Consider the following 15,804-nt stretch of genomic DNA (forward strand, 5'->3'; position numbering starts at 1 on the left):
GCCCGTCCAGAGAAACGGAGTGTCATGTCAGGTGTCGGTTCGTCCGCAGTGCTTCGGGCTCCTCTCGTCGTCGAGTTTCCCTTCACCCGGTCGCTCGGGGCCGTGCAGAGCGCCTTTCTCACCGGGCTGCGTGAGCGCACCCTGCTCGGGGTCCGGGCCGGGGACGGGCGGGTGCTCGTGCCACCCGTCGAGTACGACCCCGTGACCGCCGAGGAGATACGCGACCTCGTCGAGGTCGGCGCCACCGGGACCGTCACCACCTGGGCGTGGAACCACGAGCCCCGGCGCGGGCAGCCGCTCGGCGCCCCGTTCGCCTGGGTCCTTGTGCGGCTCGACGGGGCCGACACCGCGCTGCTGCACGCGCTCGACGTGCCGGGGCCCGACGCCGTGCGGACCGGGATGCGCGTGCGGGTGCGGTGGGCCGGCGAACGGGTCGGCGCCATCACCGACATCGCCTGCTTCGAGCCGGCGGACGGGGACGCGCCGGTGCGGGCCGCCGTGCCGCACAGCGGGGTCTTCGACGAGCCCGTCACCGGGATCGTCGCCGCCGCGCGGCTCGACTACACCTACTCGCCGGGCCGCGCCCAGACCGCCTACATCACCGCCCTGTCCGAACGCCGCACCGTGGGCGAGCGCTGCCCGTCCTGCCGCAAGGTGTACGTCCCGCCCCGGGGCGCCTGCCCCACCTGCGGCGTCGCCACGGCCGAGCGGGTGGAGGTCGGACCGCGCGGCACCGTCACCACGTACTGCGTCGTCAACATCAAGGCAAAGAACCTCGACATCGAGGTCCCTTACGTCTACGCGCACATCGCGCTGGACGGGGCGGACCTCGCCCTGCACGCGCGCATCGCCGGGATCCCGTACGACCAGGTCCGCATGGGGCTGCGGGTCGAGCCGGTGTGGACCGAGGGCGGGCGCCACCCCGACCACTACCGGCCCACGGGCGAGCCCGACGCCGACTACGACACGTACAAGGAGCTGGTGTAGATGGCGTCCCGCGAGCCGTCCGTGCTGCGGCCCGTCCGTGACGTGGCCGTCGTCGCCTTCGGGCAGACCGCCACCGCGCGCTCCACCGACGAGCTGTCCGAGGTGGAGATGCTCATGCCGGTGCTGCACGAGGTCCTCGCGGCGACCGGGCTGCGGACCAGCGACATCGGGTTCACCTGCTCCGGGTCCTCCGACTACCTCGCGGGGCGCGCCTTCTCCTTCACCATGGCGCTCGACGGCGTCGGCGCCTGGCCGCCGATCTCCGAGTCGCACGTGGAGATGGACGGGGCCTGGGCGCTGTACGAGGCGTGGACGAAGCTGCAGACCGGCGAGGCCGACACCGCCCTCGTCTACTCCTACGGGAAGTCCTCGCCGGGCTCCCTGCGCGACGTGCTGACCCGGCAGCTCGACCCCTACTACGTCGCTCCCCTCTGGCCCGACTCCGTGGCCCTCGCCGCGCTCCAGGCGCAGGCGCTCATCGACGCCGGGGAGACCGATGAGCCCGCGCTCGCCGGGGTGGCCCTGCGCAGCCGCGCCGACGCCGCCGCCAACCCGCACGCGCAGCTCGGCGGGGACGTCGCGCAGGGGGAGTACGTCGTGCGCCCGCTGCGTACCGGTGACTGCCCGCCGGTCGGCGACGGGGCCGCCGCCGTGATCCTCGCGGCGGGGGAGCGGGCCCGTGAGCTGTGCGGGCGGCCCGCGTGGATCCGCGGCATCGACCACCGGATCGAGGCGCACGGCCTCGGGGTGCGCGACCTCACCGACTCGCCCTCGACCCGGCTGGCCGCCGAACGCGCCGGCGTCTTCGAACACCCGGTGGACACGGCCGAGTTGCACGCTCCCTTCACCTCTCAGGAGGTCGTCCTGCGCAAGGCCCTGCGGCTCGGCGACGACGTCGTGGTCAACCCCTCGGGGGGCGCGCTCGCCGCCAACCCGATGATGGCCGCGGGGCTGATCCGGCTCGGTGAGGCCGCCGCCCGCATCCACCGGGGCGCGTCGGACCGGGCCGTCGCGCACGCCACGTCGGGGCCCTGCCTCCAGCAGAACCTGGTCGCCCTTCTGGAAGGAGACGCGCGATGAGCCGTTCGGTGGGCAAGGAGCCCGTCGCCGTCGTCGGGATCGGGCAGACCCGGCACGTGGCCGCCCGGCGCGACGTGTCGATCGCCGGGCTCGTCCGGGAGGCCGCCGCGCGCGCCCTGGCCGACGCCGAACTGACCTGGGCCGACATCGACGCCGTGGTCATCGGCAAGGCGCCCGACTTCTTCGAGGGCGTCATGATGCCGGAGCTGTACCTCGCCGACGCCCTCGGCGCGGTCGGCAAGCCCCTGCTGCGCGTGCACACGGCCGGGTCCGTCGGCGGGTCCACGGCGCTGGTGGCCGCGGACCTCGTCGCGGGCCGCGTCCACGGCACGGTGCTGACCCTCGCCTTCGAAAAGCAGTCGGAATCCAACGCGATGTGGGGCCTCTCGCTGCCCATCCCCTTCCAGCAGCCGCTGCTCGCCGGGGCGGGCGGCTTCTTCGCCCCGCACGTGCGCGCGTACATGCGGCGGAGCGGCGCCCCGGACACGGTCGGCTCGCTCGTCGCGTACAAGGACCGCCGCAACGCCCTGAAGAACCCCTTCGCGCACCTCCACGAGCACGACATCACCCTGGAGAAGGTCCAGGCCTCGCCCATGCTCTGGGACCCGATCCGCTACTCGGAGACCTGCCCCTCCTCCGACGGCGCCTGCGCGATGGTCCTCACCGACCGGGCGGGCGCGGCCCGTTCGCCCCGACCGCCGGCGTGGATGCACGGCGGCGCGATGCGCAGCGAGCCGACGCTCTTCGCGGGCAAGGACTTCGTCTCGCCCCGGGCGGGCAAGGACTGCGCGGCCGACGTCTACCGGCAGGCGGGCGTCACGGACCCGCGCCGGGAGATCGACGCGGTCGAGATGTACGTGCCGTTCTCCTGGTACGAGCCGATGTGGCTGGAGAACCTCGGCTTCGCGGGCGAGGGCGAGGGCTGGAAGCTCACCGAGGCCGGTGTGACGGAACTGGAGGGCGATCTCCCGGTGAACATGTCCGGCGGCGTCCTGTCCGCCAACCCCATCGGCGCCTCCGGCATGATCCGCTTCGCCGAGGCCGCGCTCCAGGTGCGCGGCCAGGCGGGCGAGCACCAGGTGGCAGGGGCCCGCAGGGCCCTCGGCCACGCCTACGGAGGCGGCTCGCAGTTCTTCTCGATGTGGCTCGTCGGGGCGGAGCCGCCCGCCTCCTGAGCGCCCCCGGGGACGGACATCGCGCGGCGGCGGGTCACGGCCCTCTCCCGCGGCCTGTCCGGCACCCGGGGTGAAAGCTAGGCTGACGCCGGACCGACGCATTCGGGAGGAGCACGGACGTGGCCGAAGGCACCATTCAGCAGCATCCACTCGCGGGCTGGGACAAGCCGGAGCTCGACCTCAGCGGGGCCGACTGGCGATCGAGCAGCGAGGGGCGCGGCGACGTGCAGATCGCCTTCGTCGAAGGCTTCATCGCGATGCGCAACGCGGGCCGTCCCGAGAGCCCGTCGCTGATCTTCACCCCGGCGGAGTGGGGGGCGTTCGTCCACGGGGCGCGCGAGGGCGAGTTCGACCTGACGTAGCGGGCGGGCCCTAGCGGAGCACGACGCAGCCCTTCTCCGTGAGCGCGCGCAGCAGCCCCTCGTGGATCCGGACGTCGTTCCAGCGCAGGTCCAGCTTCTCCAGGGCGGGCAACTCCGCCAGCCAGTCGGGGAGTCGGCGTACGCCGTTGCCGCGCAGGTCCAGGCGGCGCAGCAGCGGCAGGCCGCGCAGGGCCTCCGGGACGGCCGTGAAGGCGTTGTCCCGCAGCTCCACCTCGCGCAGCTCGCGCAGGCGGCGCACGGACGTGGGCAGGTCCCCGAGCCGGTTGCCGCGCAGCCACAGCTCGCGGAGCGCGGCGAGCGACCCGATGGTGTCCGGCAGGCGGGTCAACTCGTTCTTCTGGGCCCGCAGTTCGACCAGGCCGGTCATCGCGCCGAGCGTGTCGGGCAGTGCGGTCAGGCGGTTCTCGCCGACGTTCAGGTAGGCGAGCCGGGTGAGGCGGCCGAGGGACGCGGGCAGCTCGGTGAGTTTGTTGTCGTGGAGGTAGAGGAAGCGGCTGAGCCGGGTGAGGCCGCCGAGCTCGGCGGGGACGGCGCGCAGCTTGTTGTGACCGAGGTCCAGGGTGTGCAGGTCCGTGAGCGTGCCGATGCGGGGCGGCAGGTGCGTGAGCGCGTTGTCGGGCAGGAGCAGCACCTCCAGACGCGGGTGGCGCCAGACCTCGTCCGGCACCGCGTCGAGGCCGCCGTGCCAGTAGTCGAGTACGGTGCTCGCGTCGTCCATGCCCTTGGGTCCCTCCGTCTTCTCCGGGTGCGTCATTCTTCCCCCGCGGGTGACGGCCGCCGACGCCGGGCCCGCGCCGGCAGGCGTACGGCCTCATCGCCGGCGTACGCCCGTGTGGGCGTCGCGCGAGCTTCAGCGCTGGTCGGGCGGGGCCCTCGGGCCGTGCGGACGCGTTCCGGCGAAGCGCGCGCGGACGGCGCGACGGGGCGCCTGCCCCCGCGCCGGTAAACCTCGCGGGCCACGTACCATGGGCGCATGTCCTTCCTCCGCCGCCGCAGCTCCGCCACTCCCGCGGGCCCGGACTTCGACGTCCTGGCCATGGATCCCGGTGACTGGCCCGGCAATCTCGGCGCGGGCCTGCTGCCCGCGCCCGACGGCAGCTGCCAGGGCGTCTTCCTGCGCTACGACCTCTTCGGCGGGCGTGGCCCCGCGATGATCATCGGCAATCTGCCCGAAGGCTCGCCCGCGCGGGAGACCGAGGAGGGCGAGATCCCCTTCGAGGTGGCGCAGCTCCTCCTGGCCCTGGAGAACGACGAGGACATCACGGTCGTCTCCACGGAGGACATGCCGGTGATGCAGGGGGACAATCTCCTCATCGTGCGCCGTCTGAAGCTTTCGGAGAGCCGCATCTCGTGCGTGCAGTTCGACCGGAGCGACCATGTCCTGGTGACCATCGCCGCCTGGGACCGCCCGATCACCGACGATCTGTACGCGCTCCTGAAGCCGCTGCCCGCGGAGCTCTTCCAGCAGGGCTGACCTGCACCCCCTGACCACGGGGACCCACATCCGTCCAAGTGCCGCCCCGTTCTGTCCATGGAGCGGGGCTGTTTCCTGTCTTGCCACCCAGTCATCGGACCTTTAGCGTGGCCGGTCATGACTCAGGGGACCTCTCAGGGGATCACGCGAAGAGCCACGATGACGTCGGCGCTGGGCCCCGCCGCCATGCTGGTGGCCGGGAGCGGAGCGCTCACCGACGCCGGGGCCGCCGAGGGGGCGGCGGGTGACACCTCCGATGACTTGCGGCTCTGGTACGCCACTCCCGCCGCCGACTGGGAGCGCGAGGCCCTGCCCATCGGCAACGGCGCCCTCGGCGCCATGGTCTTCGGAACCCTCGCCTCCGAACGGCTCCAGTTCAACGAGAAGACACTGTGGACCGGCGGCCCGGGATCGAAGGGCGGCTACGACTTCGGCAACTGGCGCGCCCCGAGACCCGGCGCCCTCGACGGGGTCCGCGCGGAACTCGACGCCGAGGGGCGGCTCGCCCCCGACGCGGTCGCGGACCGGCTCGGCCAGGCCAGACGCGGCTACGGCGCCCACCAGACCTTCGGCGACCTGCACATCGACGTGCCCGGGGCCCCGGCCGAGCCCGGCGCCGGCTACCGCCGTGCGCTCGATCTCGCACAAGGGCTCGCGACCGTCACGTACGAGCACCAACAGGTGCGCCACCAGCGGGAGTTCTTCGCCTCGTACCCGCACGGGGTGATCGTCGGGCTGCTCTTCGCCGACCGTGCCGGCGAGGTCACCTGCACCCTGCGGTACTCCTCGCCCCGCGCCGACTCCACCGCGACGGCGGACGGCGACCGGATCACGGTGCGCGGCGCGCTCGCCGACAACGGCCTGGCCTTCGAGGCACAGCTGCGCGTCGGACACCGGGGCGGCACCCGCGTCGCCGACGCCGACGGCAGCGTCACGGTCACCGGCGCCGACAGCGTCTGGTTCGTCCTCGCCGCCGGCACCGACTACGCCGACACCTACCCCCGCTACCGGGGCGACGACCCGCACGCCGACGTCACGCGGACCGTGGACAAGGCCGTCGCGGCGGGCCACGCGGCACTTCGCGCCCGGCACCTGCGCGACCACCGCGCCCTGTTCGGCCGCGTCGCCCTCGACATCGGGCAGGCCATGCCCGCGGACGTGCCCACCGACCGGCTGCTCAAGGAGTACGGGGGCGGCGCGAGCCCCGCCGACCGCGCGCTCGAAGCGCTGTTCTTCCAGTACGGGCGCTACCTCCTCATCGCCTCCTCGCGCGCGGGCTCCCTGCCCGCCAACCTCCAGGGCGTCTGGAACAACAGCACCACCCCGCCCTGGTCGGCGGACCACCACACCAACATCAACCTCCAGATGAACTACTGGCCCGCCGAGGCCGCCAACCTCGCGGAGACCGCCGCCCCCTACGACCGCTTCGTCGAGGCGCTGCGCGCGCCGGGCCGCCGCACCGCCGAGGAGATGTTCGGAAGCCGCGGCTGGGTCGTGCACAACGAGACCAACCCCTACGGGTTCACCGGAGCGCACGACTGGTCGACCGCCTTCTGGTTCCCCGAAGCCGCGGCCTGGCTCACCGCCCAGCTCTACGAGCACTACCGCTTCAGCGGCTCCACGGATTACCTGCGCACCACGGCCTACCCGGTGCTGAAGGAGGCCGCGGAGTTCTGGCTGGACAACCTGCGCACCGACCCGCGCGACGGCAAGCTGGTCGTCACGCCCAGCTACTCGCCCGAGCACGGGGACTTCACCGCGGGCGGCGCCATGGCCCAGCAGATCGTCCACGACCTGTTCACCAACACCCTTCAGGCGGCCCGGGTCCTCGGTGACTCACGCGCGTTCCGCACCGAGCTCGAACGGACCCTGGCCGACCTCGACCCGGGGCTGCGGATCGGCTCGTGGGGCCAGCTCCAGGAGTGGAAGGCCGACCTCGACGACAGGACCGACGAGCACCGGCACGTCTCCCACCTCTACGCCCTGCACCCCGGACGGCAGATCGAGGCGGGCAGCGCGTACGCCGACGCGGCGAAGGTCTCGCTCATGGCGCGCGGCGACGGCGGCACCGGCTGGTCCAAGGCCTGGAAGATCAACTTCTGGGCGCGGCTGCGCGACGGCGACCACGCCCACAGGATGCTCGGCGAACAGCTCACGTCCTCCACGCTGCCCAACCTCTGGGACACCCACCCGCCGTTCCAGATCGACGGCAACTTCGGGGCGACCTCCGGCATCGTGGAGATGCTGCTGCAGAGCCAGCACGGCGTGCTCGACATCCTGCCCGCACTGCCCGCGAGCTGGCCGGACGGCTCGGTCAGCGGCCTGCGCGCACGCGGCGGCGCCACGCTCGACCTCACCTGGGCGGCGGGCCGCGCCACCCGCGTCGCCGTCAGGGCGTCGCGCACCCGTGAACTCACCCTGCGCTCCACCCTGTTCCCAGGCGGGACGAAGACCTTCCGGGCCCGCGCCGGACAGCGCCACGTCTTCGGCTGAGCCGCCCGCAGCCGACACAGCCGCACAGCCACGCAGACGCACGGAAGCCGGGCCCCGGCCCGCCCCCACGCGGACCCGGACCCGGCCGGTCGTGCCACCGTCACTTCGACGAGGGAGCCACCCGCACATCGGCCGCCCGCACGTACCCGATCCGGTGCCCGTACTGGATCACGTAGTACATGTCCTTGCCGCGCACCACCTTGTGCGGCGCGGTGTCGAACGTCGGCGCGTAGAAGTACTCACCGGGGACCTTGTCGCCGACCACGTACTTCTGGCCCGCGAGGATCTTGTACGGCAGCGGCGAGACGGCCTGGACGGGCACGCCCGCAGGGTAGGCCTCCTTCTCCGGGTAGGCCCGGCCGTAGACCGGCACCTCCGTGGCGCCCTCCTTCGGCGTCACCACCAGGCCCTTGGCGTCGACCGCCGTGGGCTGCTTCTTCGGGTTCTTGAACCAGGCCTTCTGGCCGAGGTACCAGACGGCCGTCCAGTCGCCCCTGCGCTCGGCGACCGCGTACTGCTGGCCGGTCGAGAGCCGGGCGCCGACGTCGTTCACGTCGATCGTGGAGTCCTGGCCGCCGGGCCGCTTGCCGATGTCCTTGATCAGCGGGGCGTCGTCGCGCGGCTCGGTGTGCACGCGCACCGCCGCCGAACCGTGCGGCACGCACTTCTGGCCCGGCTTCTCGCAGCCCGTGTACTCCGGCCTGTTCCGGGCGTACTCCGGAGCCACCGTCACCACGCCGCCCTTCGCGCCCGCCGTGCGCTTGAACGGCTTGCCGAGCAGCGTGAAGTAGTGCTGCCAGTCCCAGTAGGGGCCCGGGTCGGTGTGCATGCCCGGGATGCCGGCGCTCGTCGTGCCCTGGACGTTGTCGTGGCCCAGGATGTGCTGCCGGTCCAGCGGGATGTCGTACCGCTTGGCGAGGTACTTCACCAGACGGGCCGACGTCCGGTACATGGCCTCGGTGTACCAGGTGTCGGGGGCGACGAGGAAGCCCTCGTGCTCCAGCCCGATCGACGTGGAGTTCACGTACCAGTTGCCCGCGTGCCAGGCGACGTCCTTGGCCTTCACGTGCTGGGCGATGTGGCCGTCGGTGGAGCGCAGGGAGTACTGCCACGACACGTAGGTCGGGTCCTGCACCATCTTCAGGACACCCTCCCACCGGCCCTCGGTGTCATGGATGACGATCGAGTCGATGCTCTGACTCTTGGGCCGGTCCCCGAGGTCGTGGTTGCCGTAGTCGGGGTTTCCGTTGGGGTCCTTGAACTCCTCGTACGGCGCGGGGATCCACTCGCACGCGACGGTCTTGGGGCACTCCGTGCCGCCCGTCGGCGCCTTGCGCAGACCCATGCGCTCGACCTGCGCGGCGTCGGGCCTGAGCCCCGGGACCGGCGCGAGCGTCACGCGCTGTCCCGCGTCCGTGGTGCGCCGCTCGCCGTCGCGGATGACGGCGAACACGTCATTGGCGTACGTCGCCGCCGTCGCCTCGTCGTCCGCCATGGAGAAGCGGGCGACCGCGCCGTACCAGTCGGCGGGATCACCGCCCAGCGGCTTGCCGAGCTTCTTCTGGGCCGCTGCGAGCAGCGCCGCGCCGCCCTCCACGTTCGCGGCCACGTCGGTACGCAGCTTCTCGGCGGGCAGGCCGGTCAGCTCCGCCGCGCGCGGCAGCGTCATGAGCCGCGCGGGGACCTCGCTCTCCGCGGGCACGTGCGCCTTCGGCGGCTTCGCGGGACGCGAGGTGTCGCCGCGCGGGTCCTCCGTGCCCTCGCTGTGGTGCGAGGCGGCGGCCAGGGCGGTGCGCGCGTCGGTCAGGTGCATGGGGCCGTAGCCGCCGGTGACGCTGGCCGCGCCACCGTGCGCGTCCCAGCGTGACTGGAGGTAGGAGACGCCGAGCAGCACGCTCTGCGGCACGCGGTACTCCGCGGACGCGGCGGCGAAGGCGCCCTGGAGGTCGGTGTCGGACGACGGTCGGTCGGCGCCGGGTGACGGGGCCGCGCCGAGCAGCGGCACCAGCAGCCCGGCCGACGCGAGGGCGCCCGCCGTCCTGATGGTGCGTCTGCGCGCGGACGACGTACGGGCGCGGGCGGATGCTCGCAATGCAGCCTCCTGGGACGTCTGGGCCGGTGAAGCGTGACGGGACGTGCGGGCCGGGCGTGCGTCAGTGGTACCGGCTGACCGACGATCCGTCAATCATGCTCAGGACAAGCGGTTTCCCGAGTCAGCGCTGGTCCGGCCCGGTCAGGGAGAGTTTTTCGCCAGGGAGGCCATACCGCCTGCGGTGCGTCAGTGGCGTGGACCAATGAGCGGAGTGAAGACCACCTGTTCGGATGAGCACGACACCTGTGCGCGCCCGCCGTGCACGCCCGCGTCGGCGGCCCGGACGCGGCGGCGTGCCGCTCAGACGAAGCGGCGCACGAACGCGAGGGCGGTGTCGGCGACCTCCCCCCACCGGCTGTCCAGGGTCAGCGCGTGGTCCCGCCCGTGCAGCTCGACGATCTCCGTGACGGAGGCGTTGCCCTTCTGCCGCTTGTACGCGCCGTTCGCCATCGCCCAGGGCACCGCGTTGTCCTTCCCCCCGGAGATGATCAGCAGCGGGCCGCGCCGCACGGTCCGGCAGTCCGCCCTGGCCTCGGTGCGCGGATTGAGGTTGGCCATCGCCGCCTGCGCGGGCACGACGCAGGGCGCCGGCACGGCGTAGCGGTCGTAGATGGCCCTGGCCTCCTCCTCGCTGACGGCGTTGGCGTACGCGTAGCGGAACTGGGGGAAGGTCAGGAGCTTGGCGCGCTTGCGGTCGGCCGGGTTGGCGATCACGGGGCGCAGCGAGCGCATCGTCGACAGGGGCAGCGCCAGGACGCCGCGGAACGGCGCCGGGTCGATCGCCACGGAGACCGCGGACAGGCCGCGCCCCGCGAGGATCTGCGTGAGCAGCCCGCCCACGGAGTGCCCGATGACGGCGGGCCTGCGCTCCAGCGTGCCGATCAGGCCCGCCAGGTGGTCGGCGACGATCTTGACGGTCTTGCCCGCGATGGCCTCGGGGCGCTCGCGGGCCTCGGCCACCGTCGCCGGTTCACCGGGCCAGGTCAGCGCGACCGGCGCGTACCCGGCGGCCTCGAAGTGCGGGAGCCAGTGGTCCCAGCTGCTTGCCAGCATCCACAGGCCGTGCACGAACACGACCGGGGTGCGACCGGAGGCGTTGGCCCGGTCGATCTGCTCTGCGTCAGTGACGGACATACCCTGACGCTACGGTCACAAGTCCGCAGCCGTAGAGGGAACGTGACAGCATGGCCGATACTCCCGCCCTCACGCCCAAAGCGGCGCGCGCACGCGACCAAAGCGGGCGCGACCCGAGCGGCGCGCGCACGCGACCCGAGCGGCGGGCCATCGCGGCATAGGCCGCCGGGCGGTTCCCGCCGGCATGGCCGCAGGCGCAGACCAGGGGCATACGAAGGTCCGCGGTGCGCCCGGGCCCCCCTTGGCGCGCCGCGGGCCTCCGTCCCCGTCAGCGAGTGCCGACCGCCGCTCGCACGGCCCGGCGGGCCAGCTGGCAGTCGTCGTGCAGCCGCCTCAGCAGCAGCCGCTGTTCCTCGCCGGACGGCACAGCACCGGGATGGGCCGCGCCCGGCGCCGCCGGGGTCGTACCGTGCATCGAGCGCTGCACGGCCATCTCGTACGTACGGATCTCGCGGGTCAGCACCAGCATCAGGTTCACCAGGAAGGCGTCGCGCGCCGCCGGACCCGCCGACTGCGCCAGCTGGCTGATCTCGCGCCGCGCCACCGGGGCGTCACCGAGGACCGCCCACAGCGTCGCCAGGTCGTATCCCGGCAGGTACCAGCCCGCGTGCTCCCAGTCGACGAGGACGGGTCCCGGCGGCGAGAGCAGGATGTTCGAGAGCAGGGCGTCGCCGTGGCAGAACTGCCACATCGCGTACGGCCCGCCGCCCTGGTGGACGGCCGAGTGCGCGATCCCGTGCAGCAGTTTCTGCAGGTCGCCCATGTCCCGGTCGGTCAGCAGGCCCAGCTCGTGGAAGCGGGCGATCCGCCTGCCGTAGTCCATCGGCCTGCCGAACATCTCCATCGGCGGCTGCCAGCGGTTGAGGCGGACGACGGAACCGAGCGCCGCGCGGATGTCCGCCCGCGGCGGGGTTTCGATCGGATGCCGCTGCAACGCCGCCACACGTCCCGGCATCCGCTCGATGACCAGCGTGCAGTCGTCGGGGTCCGCGGCGATGAGCCGCGGCGCCCTGACCGGCGGGCGGTGGCGGACGAAGGAACGGTAAGCGGCTATTTCGTGCCGCAGCCGCTCCGACCAGGCGGGCGAGTGGTCGAGCAGGCACTTGGCGACGGCGGCGCCGCGCCCGACGGTGCCGATGAGCAGGGCGGTGCGGCCGTTGCGGCGGAGCACCTGTACGGGGTTGAACTCCGGGCAGATGCGGTGCACCGAAGCGATCGCGCCGCGCAGTTGCGCCCCGTGGGGGCCGGACAAGTCGAGTCTCCCGCTGAGCGGTTGTGTGCCGGCCCCGGGCGGACGGTGCGCACGGCCGACGCCGAGCTGCGCGGCGGAGGACCGCACCGGCTCCAGATAAGGGCCGCTTCCCGGTGAGGGGGGCATCTCGCGGCTCCGCTGGGCGGGAGGACGCGGGTGCGGCGGCCGGGGCGGGGCGGACACGGAGGACGATGCTGTGTGCATGGGCGATACAGATCCCTTCGTGTGCCTGTTGCATTGCGTGCACCTCCCGGCCCGGCCGCTTTCGGGTGCACCCTGGGGAGTGCCTTGCGGCGACCGGGTCGGGGTGGCGCACTCCTACCTGACACCCGGGGCCCCCTGGCACACCATCTGGCGCACCCTGGCGAACCCTGGCGAATAGTCGCTCAGCAACTGACAGGCGGTTACTGTCAACTCAGCCGAGAACCTGGGGGCTTGACGTGAACGGACAACCCAACACCCGCCTTTCGGACCTGTTCGCCCTGGCCGGCTGGTCCAAGGGTGAGCTCGCGAGGCTGGTGAACCGGCAGGCGGCGGCCATGGGCCATCCCCAGCTGGCCACCGACACCTCGCGGGTGCGGCGGTGGATCGACACGGGGGAGATCCCCCGCGATCCGGTGCCGCGGGTGCTGGCGGTCCTGTTCACCGAGCGTCTCGGCCGTGTCGTGACCACTGAGGATCTCGGTCTGGTCCGGCAGGGACGCCCAGGGAAGCGGCAGGGCGACGGGAGTGTGGAGCACCCCGACGGCGTGCCGTGGGCGCCCGAGCGGACGGCCGCGGTCCTCACCGAATTCACGGGAATGGACCTCATGCTCAACCGACGCGGCTTGGTGGGCGCGGGCGCTGCGCTTGCCGCAGGCTCCGCGCTCAGCAGCGCCATGCATGACTGGCTGCACGCCGACCCGGCCCTCGCGGCCGACGCCCCCCGTACCCACGACCCCCTGCACGTCGACCCCGCAGCCGCCGACCGCTACGAGGCCGCTCCCATCGGCTCCCAGGAGATCGAGGAGCTGGAGCGCTCGGTCGAGGTGTTCCGCGCCTGGGACGCGTCCCGCGGCGGCGGACTCCAGCGCAAGGCCGTGGTGGGCCAGCTCAACGAGGTGGGCGGCATGCTCGCCTACCGCCACCCCGACCACCTCCAGCGACGCCTGTGGGGCGTCGCCGCCAACCTCGCCGTCCTCGCCGGCTGGATGTCGCACGACGTCGGCCTCGAACCCACGGCGCAGAAGTACTTCGTCATCGCGGCGCACGCGGCGCGGGAGGGCGGGGACCGGCCGCGTGCCGGGGAGGCCCTGTCGCGGGCCGCGCGCCAGATGGTGCACCTCGGCAAGCCGGACGACGCCCTGGACCTGATGAAGCTGGCCAAGTCCGGCGGCGGTGAGGAGGCCCTGCCGCGCACCAAGGCCATGCTGTACACCATCGAGGCCTGGGCGCAGGCGTCGATGGGGCGCGGCCAGGCCATGCGGCGCACGCTCGGCCTCGCCGAGGACCTCTTCGTCTCCGACAAGGGGGACGTGGAGCCGCCGAGCTGGATGCAGATGTTCGACGAGGCGGACCTGCACGGCATGCAGGCCCTGGCCTACCGCACGCTCGCCGAACACGACCCGGCGGCGGCGAGCGTCGCGCAGCGGCACGCCAAACTCGCCATCGAGCTGCGGGCCAAGGGCCGCGACCGCTCGCAGATCTTCGACTACATCTCGCTGGCCTCCGCCTGCTTCATCGCCGACGACCCGGAGCAGGCCGACCGCTACGCACGCCTGGCCCTGGTGTCGATAAACTCCAACTCCTCCCACCGCACCTGGGACCGGCTGCGCGAGATGTTCCGGCTGACCGCGCAGTACTCCGACTACCCGAAGATCCAGGACCTGCGCGAGGAGATCAAGCTCGCGCTGCCGAAGGGGGTCAAGGCGGGGGGCAGGACGGCGAGGGCGTGACGCGCCCGTCCTGAACACCGGCCCGAGCCCGTCCTCACCACCGAACCGAGGGCGACCGGCCGGACCGTGTCGTCAGGCGCGGGTCACACCCGTGCCATCAGCAGACAGGCGTCGGCCTCACGCGGCACCTCGTCGAACGCCTCCATGACGGCGCGCACGCAGTCCTGCGCGCTGAGCGCCCCGGTGAAGCGGGGTGCCATCGAGAGAAGTTCGGTCGTGGCCGCGTCCCGGTCGCACCGGGGGACCAGACCGTCGGTGCGGAGCAACAGGAGGTCACCCGGGCGCAGTTGTACGTCGGCCTGCGCGTACGAGGCTCCGGAGGGGGACCCGAGGGGTGCGCCGACCGGTGGCGTCAGCGCGCGGCCCGCCCCTTCGCGGAACAGCAGCGGGGCGGGGTGCCCGGCCTGCGCCCAGGTGAGGCGGTGGGCCGCCGGGTCGTAGCGGCAGCAGACGGCGCTGCCGGTGGCGGGCCGCGCGGTGGCCTCCATGAGCTGGTTCAGCCAGCCGAGGAGGTGGGCGGGGCCCGCTCCGGTGACCGCCGTGCCGCGCAGGGCGCCGAGCAGCATCGCCATGCCGGAGGCGCCGGTGACGCCGGGCCCTGTGAGGTCGCCGACGCTCAACAGGGCGTCGCCGTTCGGCAGTTGGAGGGCGTCGTGCCAGTCGCCGCCGATCGGTGCGCCGGTGGAGGAGGGGAGGTGGTCGGCGGCCAGGTCCAGGCCGCCGGCGGTGAAGCGCAGGGTGTCGCGCCAGGGCGGCAGGACCGCTTCCTGGAGGGCGGCCGCGAGGCGGGGATCGGTCTCCGCGCCGTGGCGCGGACGCCGCAGCGAGTCCTGGCTCTCGTGGACGGCGACCCTGCTGCGGCGCAGCTCGCTCACGTCCCGCAGGACCGCCCACATGGAGGCGGTGGAGCCGTCGGGGGCGAGGACCGGCTCGCCCATCATGTGCACCTGGCGGACGCCGCCGCCCCGCCGCAGGACGCGGAACTCGCCGTCGATCGGCTTTCCGTCGACGAGGCAGTCCGTGACCATCGCGGTGAGCCGGGGCTGGTCCTCGGCGTGTACGAGGGAGGGGAGTTCGTCCAGGGAGAGGGGTGGGGCGGCCGTGTCGCGGCCCAGGATCTCGTAGAGCTCGCCGGACCAGGTGGCCTCGTCGGTGAGGAGATCCCACTCGGCGCTGCCGACCCGGCTCAGGAGCGAGCCCCGCCGCGGGTCCCGCTCCGCGGTCCCGGCCGGCGCCGCGGGTTCCCCCACGACGCACGGCGGGCCGTCCCGCAGCTGGGCGAGATGGGCGTCGAGGTCGTTGAGCTGGTGCACCGCCAGGTCGCACAGCGCCCGCTGCCAGCGTCCCGCCGGGTCGCCCCCGTCGGGCGCGGTCTCGCGCCGCATGGCGTCCACCTCGCCGCGCAGGCGGCGTGCCTGCGAGATCAGCGCGTCGACCGCGCCGCGCTCGGGCGGCTGGGCGGCGGTGTGATCCGCGAAGACGTGGGACGGCATGGGGTGCTCCGGTGGAGAGGCGGCGCGAACCGGCTCGGCGGTAGGGACCGCTCATGACTTTGGCACAGCGGGTGGGGGCCTGTAAGGGATTTGGCAACAGTCGATGCAGTGATGCTTACGGCATATGCCTTTGTCCTGCGGGTATGTGCTTACTGGGGCGTAAGTCCATGGATTTGTGGTGAAGAACGCGTAGGTGTTTCGGGTCGGAATGCGGGGTTCCCGCCTGGTGCCGGAGAGCGGGAAGGATCGGTTCGTCTGCGTCGCTCCGGTCCGTCCCGTTCCGTACCCGGACAGGTTCCAGGGCGTG

Annotated in this window: 12 protein-coding genes; 7 read left to right on the plus strand and 5 right to left on the minus strand. The window is 73.0% G+C overall.

Going from position 1 to position 15,804, the window contains the following annotated elements:
- The first annotated feature begins 24 nt into the window (after positions 1-24).
- The 4 genes from DCW30_RS35975 (at position 25) to DCW30_RS35990 (ending at position 3,604) form a co-directional block, all read left to right on the plus strand.
- Positions 25-987, plus strand: coding sequence for a Zn-ribbon domain-containing OB-fold protein (locus DCW30_RS35975; RefSeq protein WP_076682757.1), 963 nt, complete (start codon positions 25-27; stop codon positions 985-987).
- A complete protein-coding gene (locus DCW30_RS35980) occupies positions 988-2,067 on the plus strand; it encodes a thiolase domain-containing protein (protein ID WP_076682755.1) in 1,080 nt (359 codons plus the stop codon).
- Between the two features lie 8 nt (positions 2,068-2,075).
- Entirely contained in the window at positions 2,076-3,242 is a 1,167-nt protein-coding gene (locus DCW30_RS35985; protein ID WP_076688501.1) for a thiolase domain-containing protein, read from the plus strand.
- A gap of 119 nt (positions 3,243-3,361) precedes the next feature.
- Positions 3,362-3,604, plus strand: coding sequence for a DUF397 domain-containing protein (locus DCW30_RS35990; RefSeq protein WP_076682753.1), 243 nt, complete (start codon positions 3,362-3,364; stop codon positions 3,602-3,604).
- Between the two features lie 10 nt (positions 3,605-3,614).
- On the opposite strand, the gene DCW30_RS35995 is transcribed toward DCW30_RS35990, so the two are convergent.
- Positions 3,615-4,379 (minus strand): leucine-rich repeat domain-containing protein, encoded by a 765-nt coding sequence (locus tag DCW30_RS35995; RefSeq protein WP_079249877.1) that lies wholly within the window; start codon positions 4,377-4,379, stop codon positions 3,615-3,617.
- A 219-nt stretch (positions 4,380-4,598) separates the two neighbouring features.
- On the opposite strand from DCW30_RS35995, the gene DCW30_RS36000 reads away from it, so the two are divergent.
- Positions 4,599-5,099, plus strand: a complete 501-nt coding sequence (locus tag DCW30_RS36000) for a hypothetical protein (protein WP_062772731.1) — start codon at positions 4,599-4,601, stop codon at positions 5,097-5,099.
- Positions 5,100-5,258: 159 nt separating this feature from the next.
- Positions 5,259-7,592, plus strand: a complete 2,334-nt coding sequence (locus DCW30_RS36005; protein ID WP_076682751.1) for a glycoside hydrolase family 95 protein — start codon at positions 5,259-5,261, stop codon at positions 7,590-7,592.
- Positions 7,593-7,692: 100 nt separating this feature from the next.
- Here the strand turns inward: DCW30_RS36005 and DCW30_RS36010 are convergent, their stop codons facing one another.
- From DCW30_RS36010 to DCW30_RS36020, 3 genes are all read right to left on the minus strand, one after another.
- The gene (locus DCW30_RS36010) at positions 7,693-9,684 is read right to left on the minus strand and encodes an N-acetylmuramoyl-L-alanine amidase (protein WP_076682750.1); all 1,992 of its coding nucleotides are present in this window, start codon (positions 9,682-9,684) and stop codon (positions 7,693-7,695) included.
- Positions 9,685-9,984: 300 nt separating this feature from the next.
- A complete protein-coding gene (locus DCW30_RS36015) occupies positions 9,985-10,818 on the minus strand; it encodes an alpha/beta hydrolase (RefSeq protein ID WP_076682748.1) in 834 nt (277 codons plus the stop codon).
- A gap of 268 nt (positions 10,819-11,086) precedes the next feature.
- Complete coding sequence (locus DCW30_RS36020) at positions 11,087-12,274, minus strand: aminoglycoside phosphotransferase family protein (RefSeq protein WP_076682746.1); 1,188 nt, start codon at positions 12,272-12,274, stop codon at positions 11,087-11,089.
- Positions 12,275-12,510: 236 nt separating this feature from the next.
- Between DCW30_RS36020 and DCW30_RS36025 the strand changes: the two genes are divergently transcribed.
- Positions 12,511-14,004 carry a DNA-binding protein NsdB gene (locus DCW30_RS36025; RefSeq protein ID WP_076682744.1) on the plus strand — a complete coding sequence of 498 codons (1,494 nt, stop codon included), beginning with the start codon at positions 12,511-12,513 and terminating at the stop codon, positions 14,002-14,004.
- Positions 14,005-14,087: 83 nt separating this feature from the next.
- On the opposite strand, the gene DCW30_RS36030 is transcribed toward DCW30_RS36025, so the two are convergent.
- The gene (locus DCW30_RS36030; RefSeq protein ID WP_076682742.1) at positions 14,088-15,497 is read right to left on the minus strand and encodes a PP2C family protein-serine/threonine phosphatase; all 1,410 of its coding nucleotides are present in this window, start codon (positions 15,495-15,497) and stop codon (positions 14,088-14,090) included.
- Positions 15,498-15,804 lie beyond the last annotated feature (307 nt).

The sequence above is a fragment of the Streptomyces alfalfae genome, from assembly GCF_004127445.1.
Taxonomy (GTDB): domain Bacteria; phylum Actinomycetota; class Actinomycetes; order Streptomycetales; family Streptomycetaceae; genus Streptomyces; species Streptomyces alfalfae.

What these genes read in the sequence shown, in the direction of transcription:
- DCW30_RS35980 (WP_076682755.1), top strand. Translation starts at nt 988, where the DNA reads ATGGCGTCCCGCGAGCCGTCCGTGCTGCGGCCCGTCCGTGACGTGGCC.
- DCW30_RS36015 (WP_076682748.1), bottom strand. Translation starts at nt 10,818, where the DNA reads ATGTCCGTCACTGACGCAGAGCAGATCGACCGGGCCAACGCCTCCGGT.
- DCW30_RS36030 (WP_076682742.1), bottom strand. Translation starts at nt 15,497, where the DNA reads ATGCCGTCCCACGTCTTCGCGGATCACACCGCCGCCCAGCCGCCCGAG.
- DCW30_RS36000 (WP_062772731.1), top strand. Translation starts at nt 4,599, where the DNA reads ATGTCCTTCCTCCGCCGCCGCAGCTCCGCCACTCCCGCGGGCCCGGAC.
- DCW30_RS35995 (WP_079249877.1), bottom strand. Translation starts at nt 4,379, where the DNA reads ATGACGCACCCGGAGAAGACGGAGGGACCCAAGGGCATGGACGACGCG.
- DCW30_RS36020 (WP_076682746.1), bottom strand. Translation starts at nt 12,274, where the DNA reads ATGCACACAGCATCGTCCTCCGTGTCCGCCCCGCCCCGGCCGCCGCAC.
- DCW30_RS36005 (WP_076682751.1), top strand. Translation starts at nt 5,259, where the DNA reads ATGACGTCGGCGCTGGGCCCCGCCGCCATGCTGGTGGCCGGGAGCGGA.
- DCW30_RS35975 (WP_076682757.1), top strand. Translation starts at nt 25, where the DNA reads ATGTCAGGTGTCGGTTCGTCCGCAGTGCTTCGGGCTCCTCTCGTCGTC.